Raw genomic sequence first — 16,262 nt, 5'->3', positions numbered from 1 at the left:
AAGACGTTATTATGCCCGCTTTGCCCGACCCCTTGAAAACGGCCGGTCGGCTGACGTTCGATGAGGTTTGTTCATGATCCCCTGGCTGACCGTGGTGGGTATCGGCGAAGACGGTTACCCCGGCCTGGGCAAAAGCGCCCGTCGCGCCCTATTGGAGGCGCAGGTCGTCATTGGCGGTCCACGCCAGCTGGCGCTGCTGCCACCCTGCATCCGCGCCGTCCGCGAGCCCTGGCCGCAACCCTTCGCCCTCGCCCCCGTGCTGGACCGTCGCGGCACCCCGGTCTGCGTGCTGGCCAGCGGCGATCCCATGCTGTTCGGCGTCGGCGCGAGCCTTTCGCGCCAGTTGTCGGCCGACGAATTGCAGGTGTTGCCGGCGCCCTCCTCCTACTCCCTGGCCGCGGCTCGCCTGGGCTGGCCGCTGCAGGACGTCACCCTGCTGTCGGTGGTGGCCCGGCCCCTGGCCGCCGTCGTGCGCCATCTGCATCCTGGCGCCCGCCTGCTGGTGCTGAGCAACGATGGCCACAGCCCCGCCGCCCTGGCCGCGCTGCTGGTGGAACAGGGCTTTGGTGCCAGCCAGCTGCAGGTGCTGGAGCATCTGGGCGGCCCCCTGGAACGCCGTGTTTCCGGTCGCGCCCAGGACTGGTCGCTGGCCGAGGCAGCGGCGCTCAATCTGGTCGCCATCGACGTCCTGAGCGAGACCAGCGAAGCGGGTCTGCCGCTCACCCCCGGCCTGCCGGACAGCGCCTATCGCCACGACGGCCAGCTGACCAAGCGAGACGTACGCGCCGTGACCCTGGCACGCCTGGCGCCGCGCCCGGGCGAACTGCTGTGGGACGTGGGCGCCGGCTGCGGCTCCATCGGCATCGAATGGGCGCGCAGCCATCCCAGTTGCCGGGTGCTGGCCATCGAGGCCGACGCCGGACGCCAGGCCCATATCCTCCACAACCGTGACCACCTCGGTGCCCCGACGCTGCAACTGGTGGCCGGCCAGGCACCGGAGGCGCTGGCCGGTCTGGCCACCCCGGACGCCATCTTCATCGGCGGCGGCCTCACCGCGCCGGGAGTGCTGGACAGCTGCTGGGCCGCGCTGCGCTCCGGCGGCCGGCTGGTCGCGAACGCCGTGACCCTGCAGACCGAAGCCACCCTGGTGGCCTTTCGCGAACGCCACGGTGGCGACCTGACCCGCCTGCAGGTGGCCCAGGCCCAGGCGCTGGGCACCTTCGACACCTGGCGTGCGGCGCTGCCCATCACCTTGCTGGAGGTGGTGAAGCCGTGAATGCTGGTCGCGCCTTGCTTGACGATACCCACGGCGTCCTGACGGAAGCATTCCCATGAAGATCCTCCTGCTCGGCGGTACCACCGAGGCCCTGGCCATCGCCCGGACGCTGCCGGCAGAGGCTATCTACAGCCTGGCCGGTCTCGGTCGGGTGCCCCAGGACCTGCCCTGCCAGGTGCGGGTCGGTGGCTACGGCGGCTCCGCAGGGCTGGCTGCCTTTCTCCACACTGAAGGCATCGAGCTGCTGCTGGACGCCACCCACCCCTATGCGGCGCGGATCAGCCACAACGCCGCGCGGGCTGCGGTCCAGGCCGGCATTCCCTGCTGGGCGCTGCGCCGCTCCGGCTGGCAGGCCGGACCCGACGACGACTGGCGCGAGGTGGCCGACTGGGCCGAGCTGCAGACCGCGCTGGCGTCCTTCGCCCGGCCCTTCTTCACCCTGGGTCGCGAACCCCTGGAACATCTGCAGGAGATTCCCGCCGGGCAGTTCTGGACCCTGCGCCTGCTCGACGCCCATCCCGTCAACGCCCGGGTGCGGATCATCGCCGACCGCGGCCCCTTCGCCCTGGAGGCCGAGCGCGTGCTCTTCGCCCAGGGCGACTTCGATGTGCTGATCAGCAAGAACAGTGGCAGCGCCGCCACCCAGCCCAAGCTCCAGGTGGCCCGCGAGCGGGGCCTGCCGGTGCTGATCCTGCGCCGCCCCACCCTGCCCAGCGTCGATCGTGAATTCGCCAGCGTCGCCGAATTGCTCGCCGCCCTGGCCGAGGAGACCCCATGACCGTCCATTTCATCGGCGCCGGCCCCGGCGATCCCGACCTCATCACCGTCAAGGGCCAGCGGCTGATCCGCCAGTGCCCGGTGATCCTCTATGCCGGCTCCCTGGTACCGCCCGCGGTACTGGAGGGCCACCAGGCCGAGACGCTGATCGACACCGCCCACCTGGACCTGGATGCCATCGTCGGCCATCTGGCCGCGGCCCATGCCCGCGGCCAGGACGTGGCCCGGGTGCATTCCGGCGATCCCTCGCTGTATGGCGCCATCGGCGAGCAGATCCGCCGTCTGCAGGCGCTGGGCATTCCCTATGAGATCGTTCCCGGCGTCACCGCCACCGCCGCCTGCGCCGCCCTGCTGGGTTGCGAGCTGACCCTGCCCGGGGTCAGCCAGACGGTGATCCTCACCCGCTACGCCAGTCGCACGGTCATGCCGGCAGGCGAGGCGCTGGCCGACCTGGCCCGCCACCGGGCGACCCTGGCCATCCACCTCGGCGTCGGCCAGCTGGAACGCATCGTCGCCGACCTCCTGCCGCACTACGGCCCCGGCTGCCCGGTGGCCATCGTCCACCGCGCCAGCTGGCCGGACCAGGACAGCGTCCGGGGCACCCTGGCCGACATCGTCGAACGGACGCGGGACAAGGATTTCCGCCGCACCGCCCTGATCCTGGTGGGCGAGGTGCTGGCGCCGGGGGATTTCCAGGATTCCAAGCTGTATCGGCAAGGGCCGGGCTAGTCCCGTAGGTTGGGCTGAGGCGGCTCCACCGCCGAAGCCCATCACAAAGCGGCATCGTTGGGCTTCGCTGCGCTCAACCCAACCTACGTCGACCCTGCCTCAATACCCCGCCCCACCCTCGCCACCGCTGACGATGGCCACGCCCGAGCTGGTCCCCAACCGGGTCGCGCCGGCCTCCAGCATGGCCAGGGCGGTGGCGCGGTCGCGGACACCACCGGAGGCCTTCACGCCCATCTCCGGACCCACCTCCTGGCGCATCAGCCGCACGTCCTCCAGGGTGGCGCCGCCGTGGCCGAAACCGGTGGAGGTCTTGACGAAGGCGACCCCGAGGTCGCGACAGATCCGGCAGGCCTGGCGCTTCTGGGCCTCGTCGAGCAGACCGGTCTCCAGGATCACCTTGAGCGGTACCGCACCACAGGCGGCCTGCACCGCGGCGATGTCGGCGGACACCTCTTCCAGCAGGCCATCCTTGAGCCAGCCGATGTTGAGCACCATGTCGATCTCCCCCGCCCCGGCAGCGATGGCCTGCTCGGCCTCGAAGGCCTTGGCCGCGCTCAGCCCGGCGCCGAGCGGAAAGCCCACCACCGCGCAGACCTTGACCGCGCTGCCGGCCAGTTGCGCCGCGGCATGGGGGACCTGGGCGGAATTCACGCACACCGAATAGAAGCCATGGGTGCGCGCCTCCTGGCACAGGCGGTCGATCTGGGCGCGGCGGGCGTCGGCGGCGAGCAGGGTGTGGTCGATGGTCTTGGCGAGTTCGCCGGGTTCAAGCTGCATGGGGCCTCCTCAGGCACGGGTAGCGTATGATCGGATCAGAATTCTTGGTTGGTGCGGCCTGCACCTCTAGTCGGACTCCCGTAGCGCACCCCTCATGGATAGCAAGAAAGCCGCTCGGCTCAAGCTGATGCACCAGGCGCTGCAGGACCAGCACGCCATTCACCTGCGCGAGATGGCCCAGCTGCTGGGTGTCTCGGAAATGACCCTGAGACGCGACCTGCGGCTCCCGCCGGACGGCCTGCGCCTGCTTGGCGGTCATGTCACCCGCGATGTCGGCGGCAGCGAGGCGCCCGGCTACCAGGTGGTGGAACAGGACCTGCGCCAGGTCGAGGAAAAGCGCCGCATCGGTCGGCTGGCCGCGGCGCAGATCCGCGCCGGTGATACCGTCTTCCTCGATTGCGGGACCACCACGCCCTTCGTGGTGGACTTCATTCCCGATGACCTGGAATTCACCGCCGTCTGCCACTCGCTCAATGTGCTGGTCAAGCTGCAGCAGAAGGCCAACTGCACCCTGGTGGTCTGCGGCGGGACCTTCCAGCGCAAGAACCAGATCTTCGAGAGTCGCCTGGAGACCGGGGTACTCGATGGCGTGCGCCTCACCCATGCCTTCGTCTCGGCGGCCGGGGTGAGCGCGGACTTCGGCGTCACCTGCTTCAACTTCAACGAGGTCGAGGTCAAGCAGAAGGTCCTGCGCCAGGCCCAGCAGCGGCTGCTGCTGGTCGACCATACCAAGTTCGACGTGGTGCGCGCCGCGCATTTCGCGGCGCTCGACGACTTCGACGGGGTGGTCAGCGACGGGCGCATTCCGCGCAGCTATCGCGAGCGGATCGAGGCGAACGGCGCGCAACTGCTTACCTGATCCGCGCCGGGTCGGCCAGGCGCGCCAACAGCGCCTCGCGTTCGGCGGCGGCGAGGTAGCCGGTGCGCACGCTGAAGGTGCGCCGTTCACCCGGTTGCAGTTGCTGCACCTGGCCCTTGGCGGTCTCGGCCAGATAGCCCTCCGGCTCGCAGGTCGCCGGCAGCACGAAGGCCGCCACCTGCTGATCGGGGTTGTGCAGCACCCAGCGGGTGGCATGGGGCAAGGCCTCCGGGCGATAGGCCGTGTAGAAGGCAGCGCCGCCCGGATGCTCCAGGAGGAAGTGCGCCTCCCCCACCGCGTCGGTACCCGGCGCATCGATGAAGCTGACGATCTCCGGCTGGTAGCGCGCCGGCGCATCCAGCACCCGCAGCCGTTCCGAATCTTCGGCCAGCTCGGCGATGAAGGCCTGCCAGTCGGCGGTCGGCCGCACATGGGCCGGCACGCTGGTGCGTACCCGGGTGCGGGCCACGCCCAGCGGCTCATGGAAGCGGCCGCCGGGCACATAGGCATAATTCATGTGCGCCATGTACATCAGGTCCATGGGCTGGCCGGCCTGGTTTTCCAGCTCCAGGCCCAGCTCGAACACGCCGCTGTCCGGCCTCAGGGTCACGCGGGGCAGGGCGCGATAGCGATCGCCGAAACCCATGGCGTAGTCATGGCGGCCGCCCAGGCGCAGGAAGTCACCCTGCGCATCACGGTCCAGTTCCAGCCAGGCCTCGTCCAGCGGCGCGCAGGGCAGCTCGCCGTGCAGCTCGTGGCTGTCCTCCGGTGCCGGGCAGCCGTTGCGCAGCACCCCGGCGTGGAACATGAAGCAGCCATAGGTCTCGATGATCCGCCGGGTCGGCCGCGGCTGGTCGAACAGCCCCGGCATGGTCAGGCGGCAGCCGTCGAAGGTAGCGTCCCAGACCATCTGTCCCTGGTAGGGCAGCACCACCAGCCGGCCGCGACGATTCTCCAGCGCCAGGGCGCGCACCCCGGAAGGATAGGTCCAGGCGCGCACCTGGAAGGCGTCGCTGGCGAGCAGGGTGCGTTCGCACGCGGTGAATTGCTCAAGGTGCAGTGGAAGGCGTATGGACATGCGGGCGCCCTCCTCAGGCAGCCTGGGCGGCGCCCACCGGCAGCCGCTCGCTGGCCGGATGACGCAGGCAGTAGAGGGCGTAGGCGACGATCACCGTGAAGCACAGCAGCGGCACCGAATAGGCCAGCTGCATGTTGCCACCGGTGTAGTCCGACAGCAGGCCCTGGAAGATCGGGATCACCCCGCCACCGACGATGCTCATCACCAGCAGCGAACCGCCGAACTCGGTGTCCCGGCCGATGCCGTCGACGGTCAGGCCATAGATGGTCGGCCAACAGGGGCCGAGGAAGATGCTCACGCCGACGGCGGCGTATACCGCGGTGATGTTGGGCACCAGGATGGTGTAGGCCAGCAGGGCGATGCACAGCACGCCGTAGACGCCCAGCACCTTGGCCGGATGCCAGCGGCGCATCAGCAGGTTGGCGATCAGCTTGCCGACGAAATAGGCGGCGAAGGTGGTGAGCAGGAACCAGGAGGCGCTGCGCTCGTTCATGCCGCCGAGCTGCATGGCCAGGCGGATGGTGAAGCTCCAGACGCCGACCTGGGCGCCGACGTAGAGGAACTGCGCCAGCACGCCAAAGACGAAGCGCGGATTGCGCCGCAGCCGCCCGAGGCTGGCGGCGATACCGTCGTTTTCGCTGCGCACGGCATCGTTGCCCTTGCAGGACGGATAGCGGGTACAGGCGATCAGCACGAAGATCAGCACCAGCACGCCGATCATCCACTGGTAGGGCGTCAGGGTGGCCTGGATCATCTGCAGCTGCTGGGCGGCGGCCTCGGCAGGATTCATCTGCAGCAGCTGCGCCTGGCTGGCGTCGCCGTCCTTGAACATCACGAAGCTGCCCACGTAGACGCCGGTCATGGCGCCGAAGGGGTGGAAGGTCTGGGAGATGTTCAACCGGCGGGTGCCGGTCTCGCGCGGCCCCAGCAGGGTCGAGTAGGTGTTGCAGGCGGTTTCCAGGAAGGACAGCCCGGCGGCGATCACGAACAGTGCCAGCAGGAACATGCCGTACTTGGCCATGGACGCGGCCGGAAAGAACAGCAGGCAGCCGACCATGTAGAGGAACAGGCCGAAGAGGATGGTCGTCTTGTAGCTGAAGCGCCGCACCATCAGTGCCGCTGGCAGGGCCAGGAAGAAATAGCCGAGATAGAAGGCCGACTGGACGAAGGCGGTCTGGAAGTCACTGAGCAGGAAGGCCTTCTTGAAGTGGGCGATGAGCACGTCGTTCATGCTCGCCGCGGCGGCCCAGAGCGCGAAGATGCAGCACAGCAGGATGAAGGCGAACCACGGGGTGCGGTTCAGGTAGTAGCCGTCGGCGCTGGGCCGCAGGGGTGACTGGCTCATTGTTGTTCTCCGTAGGGATGCCAGGGTGGGGGATCGCCGCGCGTGGGTCAGAGATCCAGGGAAGCGAGGTAGTCTTCGAAGACCGCAGCCTCGGGATAGGAGGTCTGGGTGCCGCGCCCGGTGACCGACAACGCCGAATAGGCCACCGCCCGCTGCATGGCCTCACGCAGGCCCAGCCCCTGGACGCGGCCATGGGCGAAGCAGCCGATGAAGGCATCGCCAGCGCCAGTGGTGTCGAGGGCCGCCACCCGCTGGCCCGGCAGGCTGAATTCGCCCTCCTCGCCCACGTACAGCGCGCCCTGGGCGCCCAAGGTGACCACCACGTGACGGATGCCGCGACCGGCCAGCACTCGCGCGGCGGCGAAGGCGCTCTCGCGATCCTGCACCGGCAGGCCGCTGACCAGGGCCAGCTCGGTCTCGTTGGGAACGAAATAGTCCAGCCGGGCGAGGTGCGCGGCGCTCAGGTCGGCCACCGCCGGCGCCGGATTGAGCAGCACCGGGATACCCAGGCGCTGGCCGCAGTCGATGGCCGCGTAGACCGTCTCCAGCGCGATCTCCAGCTGCAGCACGATCAGCGCGCAGTCGCGCAGGTCGGCTTCCGCGGCCTGGATGTCGGCCGGGCCGAGGGCGGCGTTGGCGCCCTTCACGATGAGGATGCTGTTGTGCGAGTCGGGCTGGACGAAGATCGGCGCCACCCCGCTGGAGCGACCCGGCGCGCGGGTCACGTGACGGGTGTCGATGCCGAAGCGGCGGAAGTTGGCCAGGGTGTTGTCGGCGAAGAGGTCGTCGCCCACCTTGGTCACCATCAGCACCTCGCTGCCCAGCTTGGCCGCGGCGACCGCCTGGTTGGCGCCCTTGCCGCCACAGCCGAGGGCGAAGTCCGGGGCTTCCAGCGTCTCGCCCTGCACGGGTAGACGCTCGATGTAGGTGATGAGGTCGACCATGTTGCTGCCGATGACCGCGATTTTGCCCATGCCGAGCGCGCCTCCGCCTTTCTTGATGTTATTAAATTAACGGTTTTTGTTAATTTTCCATCATAGATACTGCAACTCGGGGCACAGCTCAAGCGCCGGTGATCGTCCACGGACGACAGCGGGCGTCCAGGGCTCGAGGCTGGGAGCTGCGACACGAAATGCGGGGAACGGAGCGATCAGACGGCGGAGCGATACGGCAGCGGGACGCGGCGCACCGGGGACCCGGTGCGCGCGGAGAGGATCAGTGAAACACTTCGGCGATGAAGGCCGCGCCGATGAAGGTGCCGAAGCCGGCGATCAGCGAAACCACCACGATGCGCCAGCCGAGGCGACGGAAGGCCGGGATGTCCTTGGCGATGGACAGGCCGGCGAAGGCCAGCATGGGGGTGATCAGCGCCATGATGCCGACCGCGTTGTGGGCGGCGGTGATCTGCGGCGCCAGCGGGCACCAGGGCGAGGTCAGGAACATGGCCACCAGCGATACCCAGCACACCGCCGGCACCTTGCGGCGGAACAGCTGGCAGAGCAGCTCGCCGACGAAGGCCGCCAGGATCATCACCGCGACCCCCAGGAAAGCAGCCGGTGGCAGCGTCTTGCTCATCACCAGGGTCGCCAGCAGCGCTAGGGCGCCCGAGGCCAGCCAGGCGCTGAAACGTGCCGACCAGCCCAGCTCCACGGGTTCGTCCACCACCGCGGCATCCACCGAACTCTGCTGGAAGGAGGCCCTGGTGGTACGCCCGATGCGCGGCTCCATCACCCGGTAGCCCCAGACCGCCAGCGGCAGGGAGATGAACAGGGTGAAATAGGTGCCCAGGGTCAGGGTAATGAGGTTGGCGGCAGCGGCCAGGGCCATGACCTCCTTGGCCACCTCGGGCGTCTGCTGGGCGGCGATGGCACCGGCCGCGGCGGCCATGATGCTGCCCGAGCCCAGGCCGGCGCCCATGGCCAGGGAATAGGGGTGGAAGATGTTCAGGCTGGCGATGAAGCCGGCCACGATGGCCATGAACACCGCGCCGAACAGGGTGCCGGTCAGGTACTCGGCGAGCACGCCGCGACCTTCCGGGGAATCCATGCCATAGCGTTCGCCGATGATCGCCAGGCTCGGCTCGCGCCCTACCGAGAAGGTGGCACCGATGGCCTCGCGCTTGATGCCCAGCAGCAGGGCCACCGGCAGGCCGAGCAGGATGGTGCCGACGAAATGGCCCAGCTCCTGGAAGGCCAGTGCCCAGCCGGCGGCGATCACCGTGGGCAGCGAGCCCCCCACCACCAGGCCGAGCTTGGCGATGAACACCAGCAAGGTGTATTGCAGGATGGCCGCCGAGCGCACCTGGGCGCCGCGATCGATACCCAGACCCAGCGGCATGCGCTTGCCGACCTGCCCCACCGCCGCACCCAGCAAGAGCGCCCAGATCATCGGCAGCAGCACCACCTTGCCCGGCCCCAGCGGTATGGTGAGGGAGCCGATCAGCTCGGCGATCACCAGCACCACGGCGGCCCAGATGTAGAGTTTCACGGTATCGCTGACAGCGCGGTCCTGGCCGACGGCCAGAGTCGGATGGGCACTCATTCTTCCCCCTGCGGCCCGCTCGCGGGCTCGTTTGTTGGTCTGGTTGGCAGTCGCGAGCGGCTCAGAGCGACCAACAAAACTACTGCGCGTCCGCCAGACGGGCGCGTGCAGTGCTCGGAATCCTCATGTACCGCTCGTACGCTCGTGCGCGAGCCCGGTCCGATTCCTGCGCGCCGCGCGCACCCGCCTGACAACCGCTCGCTACGTTTTGTTAGCCGCTCTTAGGCCCGCTGGGCAGAAAAGGGCTCCGCAAGGGAGCACGACCCGGTCGCTCTGGGGCTCTGGCAGAGGTCGCAAGCAGGGCTTACCGGAGAGTGAAAGCCACGCGCTGACAGTGTCTCGCGTGAGGCTTTCCTTCGTTCCAGGGCTCTGCGTCGAGGGCCTCGGCCAGGCCGGGGCGGCCGTGGTCTTGGCCCGAGTATGGACAGCGGCCTGTTCTCTCTCCAATACTGGAAATGGCCTTTTCCGTTGCCTTTAAGAGAACACACGGATGCGTGGAATTCACGAACAGCGCTTGCATTATTTCGTCGAAGCGGTGCGCCTGGGGAGCGTGCGCGCCGCTGCCGATGCCCTGGATATCGCCCCGTCTGCGGTCAGCCGGCAGATCGCCCAGGTCGAGGCAGAGCTGGGCGTCGACCTCATCGAGCGCCACCGCCGCGGCATCACGCCGACCGAGGCCGGGCGCCTGGTGCTGGACTATTTCCGCCAGCGCCAGACCCAGCTCGACGGCCTGCGCGATGCCATCTCCGATCTCCAGGGCCTGCGCACCGGCCGCGTGGTGCTGGCCATCGGCGAGGGCTTCATCGGCGATCTGTCCTGCAGCCTCGGCGACTTTTCCGCGCGGCATCCGGAGATCGAGGTCAGGGTCAACGTGGTGGGCACCAACGAGGTGATCCGCCAGGTGATGGAAGACGAGGCGCAACTGGGGCTGGTGTTCAATCCGCCGCGCGATCCGCACCTGCGCGTACATGGCAGCCGCGGGCAGCCGCTCTATGCGCTGGTGGCGCCGGAGCATCCGCTGGCCGCGACCCAGGGCCCTGTGACCCTGGCGGAGCTCGGCCAGCATCGCCTGGCCGTGCCGGACATCTCCTACGGCATCCGCCAGATGCTCGACGCCGTGGAGCAGGCCGCCGGCCAGCGCCTGGCGCCAACCCTGACCTGCAACACCTTCGCCCTGCTCAAGCACTATGCCCAGCAGGGCGGCGTGACCCTGCTGCCGCTGTTCGCTGCCACCCAGGAACTGGACAGCGGCGCCTTGCGCGCCCTGCCCCTGGCCGATCCGGGTTTCGCCCGCGCCCACGTCGAGCTGGTGACCCGCCTGGGCCGCAAGCTCGGCCGCGCCGCGGACGAGTTGCGGACCAGCCTGGTGCAGCAGATGACCGCCTTTCGCTGAGCGTCGGCGGCGCTCGCTGCAAGAGGCTTAGACCGGCATCTCCTGGCGCACCAACTCCGCCCACAGCCGCACGGCCGGCTCGATGATGGCGTCGTTGAAGTCGTAGGCCGGATTGTGCAGCGGCGCCGAGGGTCGCTCACCATCGACACCCAGCCAGAGATAGGCCCCCGGACGCGCCGCCAGCATGAAGGCGAAGTCTTCCGAGGCCATGGACGGTGGCACACCGTCGCTGACCCGCTCGGCGCCAAAGGCTGTCACCGCCGCCTGGCGCACCCGCGCTGCCTGCTCGGGATGGTTCTGGGTCACCGGATAGCCGCGGGTGAAATCCAGTTCGCCGCGTACCCCCTGAGCCAGCGGCGCCTGGGCGACGATCTCGCCGATCAGCCGCTCCACCTCGGCGCGCACCGCGCCGTCCAGGCAACGCACCGTACCGCGGAGCCGCGCCACCTCGGGGATGACGTTGATCGCCTCCCCCGCTTCCAGCATGGTCACGCTGACCACCGCGGACGCCAGGGGCGAGATCCGTCGGGCGACGATGGTCTGCAGCTGCAGGATCAGGTCCGCCGCGGCGACGATGGGATCGCGGCCACGCTCGGGCATGGCCGCGTGGCAGCCCTTGCCGGTCAGGGTGATGGCGAAGGTATCCAGCGAGGCCATCATGGCGCCCGGATTGACCACCACCTGGCCGGCCGGCAAGCCCGGCCAGTTGTGCAGGCCGTAGAGGGCGTCCATGGGGAAGCGCTCGAACAGGCCGTCCTCGATCATCTTTTGCGCGCCGCCGAGATTCTCTTCGGCGGGCTGGAAGACGAAATAGAGGGTGCCGCGGAAGTCGCGGTGCTCACTCAGATGGCGAGCCGTGGCCAGCAGGATGGCGGTGTGGCCGTCATGCCCGCAGGCGTGCATGCGCCCGGCGGCGGTGGATCGGTGCGGGACGTCCCCCACCTCCTGCATCGGCAGGGCGTCCATGTCGGCGCGCAGCCCCAGGCTCGGGCCCTCGCCGTGGCGCAACACCCCGACCACACCGGTCCCACCGAGGCCACGATGGACCTCCAGGCCGAAGCCTTCCAGCAATTCGGCCACCCGCGCCGCGGTGCGGTGCTCGGCGAAACCCAGTTCCGGATGGGCGTGGAAATCGCGACGCCAGCGACGGGCGTCGTCCAGCAGAGCTTGGTGAATGGTCATCGGTTACTCCAGGCTGGCGCCGTAGCCGAAGCCGGCGGCGGGGACGGCGGCGGTTTCCACCCAGACGCTCTTCACCTCGCTGTATTCGCGCAGGGCGTCGAGGCCGGAGGAACGACCGTAGCCGCTCTCGCCATAGCCACCGAAGGGCGAGCTGACGTGGATGGTCTTGTAGCCGTTGACCCAGAAGGTACCGGCGCGCACGCCACGGGCCACCCGGTGGGCACGACCGACGTCGCGGGTCCAGACCGCCCCGGCCAGGCCGAAGCGGCTGTCGTTGGCGATGCGGATGGCGTCGGCCTCGTCCTTGAACGGAATGGCCACCACCACCGGCCCGAAGATCTCTTCCTGGGCGCAACTCAGCCCATTGTGACCGGCCAGCACCGTGGGATTGACGTAGTAGCCGGTCCCGGCAGGCAGCGGCTCGACGCCATTGGCGACATGCCGCGCGCCTTCACCCAGGGCTCCTTCCACCATGTTGCGTACATGGGCGAATTGCTTGGCGTTGTGGATCGGGCCGATCTGGGTCTCGGGATCGCTCGGGTCCCCCACCTTGAACTGGCTGGCGGCGCGGGCCACCGCCTGGATGAAGCGCTCGTAGATGGATTCCTGCACCAGCAGCCGCGAGCCGGACACGCAGCTCTGGCCGGCGCCGGAAAAGATCGCCGCCTGGGCGCCGCGCACGGCCAGGTCCAGGTCAGCGTCTTCGAAGACGATGTTGGCCGACTTGCCACCCAGCTCCAGCACCACCGGGATGCAACGCTGGGCCGCGGCGGCGGCGATGTGCCGGCCGGTGGCGGGCGAGCCGACGAAGACCACCTTGCGGATGTCGGCGTGGGCGATCACCTGCTGGCCGACGGTATGGCCCTGGCCGGCGAGCACGTTGACCAAGCCCTTGGGCGCACCGGCGCGTTCCACCAGCACGCCCAGCAACAGCGAGGTCACCGGGGTCAGCTCGGAGGGCTTGAGGATCACCGCGTTGCCGGCGGTGATGGCCGGCGCGACCTGCCAGCCGCCGGTGAAGATCGGCGCATTCCAGGGGGTGATCTGCAGCACCGTGCCCAGGGGTTCGTAGGTCACGTAGTTGAGGTGGCTGGTGGGTACCGGGATGACTTCGCCATGCAGCTTGTCGGCCCAGCCGGCGTAGTACTCGAACATCTCGGCGACCTTGAGCACCTCGACGCGGGCATCGCGGATCGGCTTGTTGGCGGTCAGGGACTCCAGTTGCGCCAGGGCCTCGGCCTCCTCGCGGATCAGGGTACCGACCCGATAGATGATGCGGCCACGCGCCTGGGCGGTCAGGGCGCGCCACTCCTCGCGCGCCCGGCGGGCGGCGGCGTCGGCGCGCTCGACGACGGCCAGGTCGGCATCGGGGTAACTGAAGGCCGGGCTGTCGTCATGGGCGTTGCGCACGGTGATCCGCTCGCCGCTGCCGTCGACGAATTCGCCGTCCACGTAGCTGGCGACCTGCTGGCGGTCGCCCCAGAAGGGCGTGAGCAATTCCAGCGTCTTGGCATTCATCATGATCATTCCCCCTTACCGAACAGGTCTTCGCTGGTGCGTCGCGCGATGGCGCAGAAATCCTCGCCATCGGCCAGGGTCTCGGCGCTGGCCTTCCAGGCCTGGGCCGTGGCCGCGGCCAGCGGCAGGTCGAGGCCGAGTTCGGCGATGAGCTCCTGGGCCAGGCCCACGTCCTTGCGCATCAGGCCCATGGTGAAGCCGGAGTCATAGGCCTTGTTCAGCACCCAGGTGGGGAACATGCCCTGGCTGGCGGCGCTGCGCCCGGAACCGGCGTTGATGCCTTCGAGCAGCTTCTCCGGGGCGACGCCGGCGCGAGCGGCCATGGTCACCGCCTCGGCGGTGGTGATGAGATGCGCCGCGGCCAGCAGGTTGTTGGCGATCTTGGCGATGTTGCCGGCGCCCACGGCGCCTATGTGCACCCGGGTCGCGCTCATGGCTTCCAGCGCCGGCAGCGCCTTGGCCAGGGCCGCCTCGCTACCGCCGATGACCATGGTCATGGTGCCGGCCGCGGCCCCGGCGGGGCCGCCGGAGACCGGGGCATCGAGGAAGTCAGCGCCGACCTCGGCGAAGGCCGCTGCCACCCGGCGGCTGGTCTCGGGGGTGGAAGTGGTGGTGTCGACCACCACGGTGCCCGGCCGCACGCGGCTGACCAGGCCCGCCTCGCCCAGGCACACGGCCTCGACATGCTCGGCCTTGGGCAGCGACAGCACGATCACCTCGCTGGTGGCGGCCAGGGCCGCCAGGTCGCTGGCGATGGCTACGCCCTGGGCGGCGACCCGCTCGCAGGCGGCGCTGGAGGGATCCAGACCGGTGACGGCCATGCCCTTGCGCGCCAGGGTGATCGCCATGTTGCCGCCCATGTTGCCGAGTCCGATGACCCCGATCTGCCTGCCCATGCCCTGTTCCTCTGCTTCGAATGGGGGTGACCGACCCGGTGGCCGGCCTCTGGCGATCGAGTATGGGAGGCGCCAGGCATCACCACCAATACGGCATTCGGACTTTCATGTTGCGCAAAAGGCAACGGCAAGCGAGGGCACCAGCATTGTGCAAAGGCGCGATTCGAGGGCGCCGCCAAGCCCCAGGCTGGTGCGAGGCAAATGACCATAAACGCCTGGACTGCAGGTAAGAGTCCAGTCGCCATGCGCCTTGCCGACGCCTGGCACAGTTCCTGAAAAGCGCCCTGGCGGGCCAGCAGCCCAGCCCAACAACAGCGCACGTTCGCTTAGGAGCCTTTCGCATGAAGCGCCGCCCTCTACTGAAGACCACCCTCGCCGCCTCCGCCCTGCTCATGAGCGGCCTGTTCCCCTGGAGTGCCGCCCACGCCGCGGACACCATCAAGGTCGGCATCCTGCATTCGCTGTCCGGCACCATGGCCATCTCCGAGACCTCGCTCAAGGACATGGCGCTGATGACCATCGACGAGATCAACGCCAAGGGCGGCGTTCTGGGCAAGAAACTGGAGCCCGTGGTGGTGGATCCGGCCTCCAACTGGCCACTGTTCGCCGAGAAGGCGCGCCAGCTGGTGACCCAGGACAAGGTCGCGGTCACCTTCGGCTGCTGGACCTCGGTCTCGCGCAAGTCGGTCCTGCCGGTCTATGAAGAACTCAACGGGCTGCTGTTCTACCCGGTGCAGTACGAAGGCGAAGAGATGTCGCCCAACGTCTTCTACACCGGCGCGGCACCGAACCAGCAGGCCATCCCGGCGGTGGAATACCTGCTGAGCGAAGAGGGCGGCGCCGCCAAGCGCTTCTTCCTGCTGGGCACCGACTACGTCTATCCGCGCACCACCAACAAGATCCTCAGGTCCTTCCTGCACAGCAAGGGCGTGCAGGACAAGGACATCGAGGAGGTCTACACCCCCTTCGGCCACAGCGATTACCAGACCATCGTCGCCAACATCAAGAAGTTCGCCGCGGGCGGCAAGACCGCGGTGGTCTCCACCATCAACGGCGACTCCAACGTGCCCTTCTACAAGGAACTGGGCAACCAGGGCCTGAAGGCCACCGACGTACCGGTGGTGGCCTTCTCGGTGGGCGAGGAAGAACTGCGCGGCATCGACACCAAGCCGCTGGTGGGCCAGTTGGCCGCCTGGAACTACTTCGAGTCGCTGGATAATCCGGTGAACAAGAAATTCGTCGAGGCCTGGAAAGCCTACGCCAAGGCCAAGAACCTGCCCAACTACCAGACCGCCGTGACCAACGACCCCATGGAAGCCACCTACATCGGCCTCCACATGTGGGCCCAGGCGGTGGAAAAGGCCGGCAGCACCGACGTCGACAAGGTCCGCAAGGCCATGGCCGGCCAGACCTTCGCCGCGCCGGACGGCTACACGGTGAAGATGGACGAGAAGAACCATCACCTGCACAAGCCGGTGATGATCGGCGAGGTCCAGGACGACGGCCAATTCAACGTGGTCTGGCAGACCGATGGCCCGGTCCGCGCCCAGCCCTGGAGCCCCTATATCCCTGGCAACGACAAGAAGTCCGACGAGCCGGTGAAGAGCGGCAAGTAAGCCGCTGCCTGATCCCTGGCTCCCCTTCCAAGGGGCGACGTAGGCAAAACCTGAAAGACGGTACCGCGCTCTTCCCCCTCTCCCTCCGGGAGAGGGCCGGGTGAGGGTAGAGACCGGACGCAGCAGAACCACCCGCCCCGCTCCGCCCCCTTTCCCTGGGAAAGGGTGGGATGAGGGCCCGCCAGCGCACCCGGCCAGAGAGCCAGGCGCCGGCACCAGAAACGAGGCCACGCCCGCCCTCCTCCGCGAGCCGGCGCGCAGGAGCCTTTACCCAC

Annotated in this window: 14 protein-coding genes and 1 other RNA gene; 7 read left to right on the top strand and 8 right to left on the bottom strand. The window is 68.7% G+C overall.

The features are described 5' to 3' along the window. Positions 1 to 73 precede the first annotated feature (73 nt). Genes cbiE through cobM form a run of 3 tightly spaced genes read left to right on the top strand, consistent with a single transcriptional unit; the run spans position 74 to position 2,782 of the window. Positions 74 to 1,276, top strand: coding sequence for a precorrin-6y C5,15-methyltransferase (decarboxylating) subunit CbiE (gene cbiE / locus RCF34_RS16030; protein WP_308709057.1), 1,203 nt, complete (start codon positions 74 to 76; stop codon positions 1,274 to 1,276). 55 nt (positions 1,277 to 1,331) lie between these two features. Beyond that, positions 1,332 to 2,054: a cobalt-precorrin-6A reductase gene (locus RCF34_RS16025; protein ID WP_308709056.1), complete on the top strand. Its 723-nt coding sequence runs from the start codon at positions 1,332 to 1,334 to the stop codon at positions 2,052 to 2,054. After that, positions 2,051 to 2,782 carry a precorrin-4 C(11)-methyltransferase gene (gene cobM / locus RCF34_RS16020; RefSeq protein WP_308709055.1) on the top strand — a complete coding sequence of 244 codons (732 nt, stop codon included), beginning with the start codon at positions 2,051 to 2,053 and terminating at the stop codon, positions 2,780 to 2,782. The genes RCF34_RS16025 and cobM overlap by 4 nt, the downstream gene beginning before the upstream one ends. Positions 2,783 to 2,881: 99 nt before the next feature. Here the strand turns inward: cobM and deoC are convergent, their stop codons facing one another. Continuing rightward, positions 2,882 to 3,559, bottom strand: a complete 678-nt coding sequence (gene deoC, locus RCF34_RS16015; RefSeq protein WP_308709054.1) for a deoxyribose-phosphate aldolase — start codon at positions 3,557 to 3,559, stop codon at positions 2,882 to 2,884. Between the two features lie 94 nt (positions 3,560 to 3,653). Here deoC and deoR point away from each other — a divergent pair, with 94 nt between their 5' ends. After that, entirely contained in the window at positions 3,654 to 4,418 is a 765-nt protein-coding gene (gene deoR, locus RCF34_RS16010) for a DNA-binding transcriptional repressor DeoR (RefSeq protein WP_308709053.1), read from the top strand. Here the strand turns inward: deoR and RCF34_RS16005 are convergent. The 4 genes from RCF34_RS16005 to RCF34_RS15990 all read right to left on the bottom strand — a co-directional run bounded on the left by RCF34_RS16005 (position 4,411) and on the right by RCF34_RS15990 (position 9,382). Continuing rightward, positions 4,411 to 5,496, bottom strand: a complete 1,086-nt coding sequence (locus RCF34_RS16005) for an aldose 1-epimerase family protein (protein WP_308709052.1) — start codon at positions 5,494 to 5,496, stop codon at positions 4,411 to 4,413. The two genes, deoR and RCF34_RS16005, sit on opposite strands and share 8 nt — an antisense overlap. A 13-nt stretch (positions 5,497 to 5,509) precedes the next feature. Further along, positions 5,510 to 6,841: an L-fucose:H+ symporter permease gene (fucP, locus tag RCF34_RS16000; protein WP_308709051.1), complete on the bottom strand. Its 1,332-nt coding sequence runs from the start codon at positions 6,839 to 6,841 to the stop codon at positions 5,510 to 5,512. Positions 6,842 to 6,888: 47 nt separating this feature from the next. Then, positions 6,889 to 7,815: a ribokinase gene (rbsK, locus tag RCF34_RS15995; protein WP_308709050.1), complete on the bottom strand. Its 927-nt coding sequence runs from the start codon at positions 7,813 to 7,815 to the stop codon at positions 6,889 to 6,891. A gap of 241 nt (positions 7,816 to 8,056) precedes the next feature. Continuing rightward, positions 8,057 to 9,382: a DUF3100 domain-containing protein gene (locus tag RCF34_RS15990; protein ID WP_308709049.1), complete on the bottom strand. Its 1,326-nt coding sequence runs from the start codon at positions 9,380 to 9,382 to the stop codon at positions 8,057 to 8,059. Positions 9,383 to 9,520: 138 nt separating this feature from the next. Here RCF34_RS15990 and RCF34_RS15985 point away from each other — a divergent pair. Next, positions 9,521 to 9,599: non-coding RNA, sX9 sRNA (locus RCF34_RS15985), on the top strand. Between the two features lie 273 nt (positions 9,600 to 9,872). After that, complete coding sequence (locus tag RCF34_RS15980; RefSeq protein ID WP_308709048.1) at positions 9,873 to 10,775, top strand: LysR family transcriptional regulator; 903 nt, start codon at positions 9,873 to 9,875, stop codon at positions 10,773 to 10,775. A 27-nt stretch (positions 10,776 to 10,802) separates the two neighbouring features. On the opposite strand, the gene RCF34_RS15975 is transcribed toward RCF34_RS15980, so the two are convergent. From RCF34_RS15975 to RCF34_RS15965, 3 genes are read right to left on the bottom strand one after another with little or no spacing between them, the layout of a single operon-like run. Continuing rightward, positions 10,803 to 11,957 (bottom strand): M20 aminoacylase family protein, encoded by a 1,155-nt coding sequence (locus RCF34_RS15975; protein ID WP_308709047.1) that lies wholly within the window; start codon positions 11,955 to 11,957, stop codon positions 10,803 to 10,805. A 3-nt stretch (positions 11,958 to 11,960) separates the two neighbouring features. Next, positions 11,961 to 13,478, bottom strand: coding sequence for an aldehyde dehydrogenase family protein (locus RCF34_RS15970; RefSeq protein ID WP_308709046.1), 1,518 nt, complete (start codon positions 13,476 to 13,478; stop codon positions 11,961 to 11,963). 2 nt (positions 13,479 to 13,480) lie between these two features. Next, on the bottom strand, positions 13,481 to 14,371 hold the full coding sequence (locus tag RCF34_RS15965) for an NAD(P)-dependent oxidoreductase (protein WP_308709045.1): 891 nt from the start codon (positions 14,369 to 14,371) through the stop codon (positions 13,481 to 13,483). Positions 14,372 to 14,712: 341 nt separating this feature from the next. Between RCF34_RS15965 and urtA the strand changes: the two genes are divergently transcribed. Then, entirely contained in the window at positions 14,713 to 15,987 is a 1,275-nt protein-coding gene (gene urtA / locus RCF34_RS15960) for an urea ABC transporter substrate-binding protein (RefSeq protein ID WP_308709044.1), read from the top strand. The last annotated feature ends 275 nt before the right edge of the window (positions 15,988 to 16,262 follow it).

The organism is Pseudomonas sp. 102515 (assembly GCF_031085165.1).
In the GTDB taxonomy this organism is placed as follows: Bacteria; Pseudomonadota; Gammaproteobacteria; order Pseudomonadales; family Pseudomonadaceae; genus Chryseomonas.
Note: the sequence above shows the minus strand (reverse complement) of the source record. Positions and strands in the feature narration are given on the sequence as shown.

Coding starts and splice junctions, on each gene's coding strand:
- cbiE (WP_308709057.1), top strand. CDS start 74: ATGATCCCCTGGCTGACCGTGGTGGGTATCGGCGAAGACGGTTACCCC.
- RCF34_RS16025 (WP_308709056.1), top strand. CDS start 1,332: ATGAAGATCCTCCTGCTCGGCGGTACCACCGAGGCCCTGGCCATCGCC.
- cobM (WP_308709055.1), top strand. CDS start 2,051: ATGACCGTCCATTTCATCGGCGCCGGCCCCGGCGATCCCGACCTCATC.
- deoC (WP_308709054.1), bottom strand. CDS start 3,559: ATGCAGCTTGAACCCGGCGAACTCGCCAAGACCATCGACCACACCCTG.
- deoR (WP_308709053.1), top strand. CDS start 3,654: ATGGATAGCAAGAAAGCCGCTCGGCTCAAGCTGATGCACCAGGCGCTG.
- RCF34_RS16005 (WP_308709052.1), bottom strand. CDS start 5,496: ATGTCCATACGCCTTCCACTGCACCTTGAGCAATTCACCGCGTGCGAA.
- fucP (WP_308709051.1), bottom strand. CDS start 6,841: ATGAGCCAGTCACCCCTGCGGCCCAGCGCCGACGGCTACTACCTGAAC.
- rbsK (WP_308709050.1), bottom strand. CDS start 7,815: ATGGGCAAAATCGCGGTCATCGGCAGCAACATGGTCGACCTCATCACC.
- RCF34_RS15990 (WP_308709049.1), bottom strand. CDS start 9,382: ATGAGTGCCCATCCGACTCTGGCCGTCGGCCAGGACCGCGCTGTCAGC.
- RCF34_RS15980 (WP_308709048.1), top strand. CDS start 9,873: ATGCGTGGAATTCACGAACAGCGCTTGCATTATTTCGTCGAAGCGGTG.
- RCF34_RS15975 (WP_308709047.1), bottom strand. CDS start 11,957: ATGACCATTCACCAAGCTCTGCTGGACGACGCCCGTCGCTGGCGTCGC.
- RCF34_RS15970 (WP_308709046.1), bottom strand. CDS start 13,478: ATGATGAATGCCAAGACGCTGGAATTGCTCACGCCCTTCTGGGGCGAC.
- RCF34_RS15965 (WP_308709045.1), bottom strand. CDS start 14,371: ATGGGCAGGCAGATCGGGGTCATCGGACTCGGCAACATGGGCGGCAAC.
- urtA (WP_308709044.1), top strand. CDS start 14,713: ATGAAGCGCCGCCCTCTACTGAAGACCACCCTCGCCGCCTCCGCCCTG.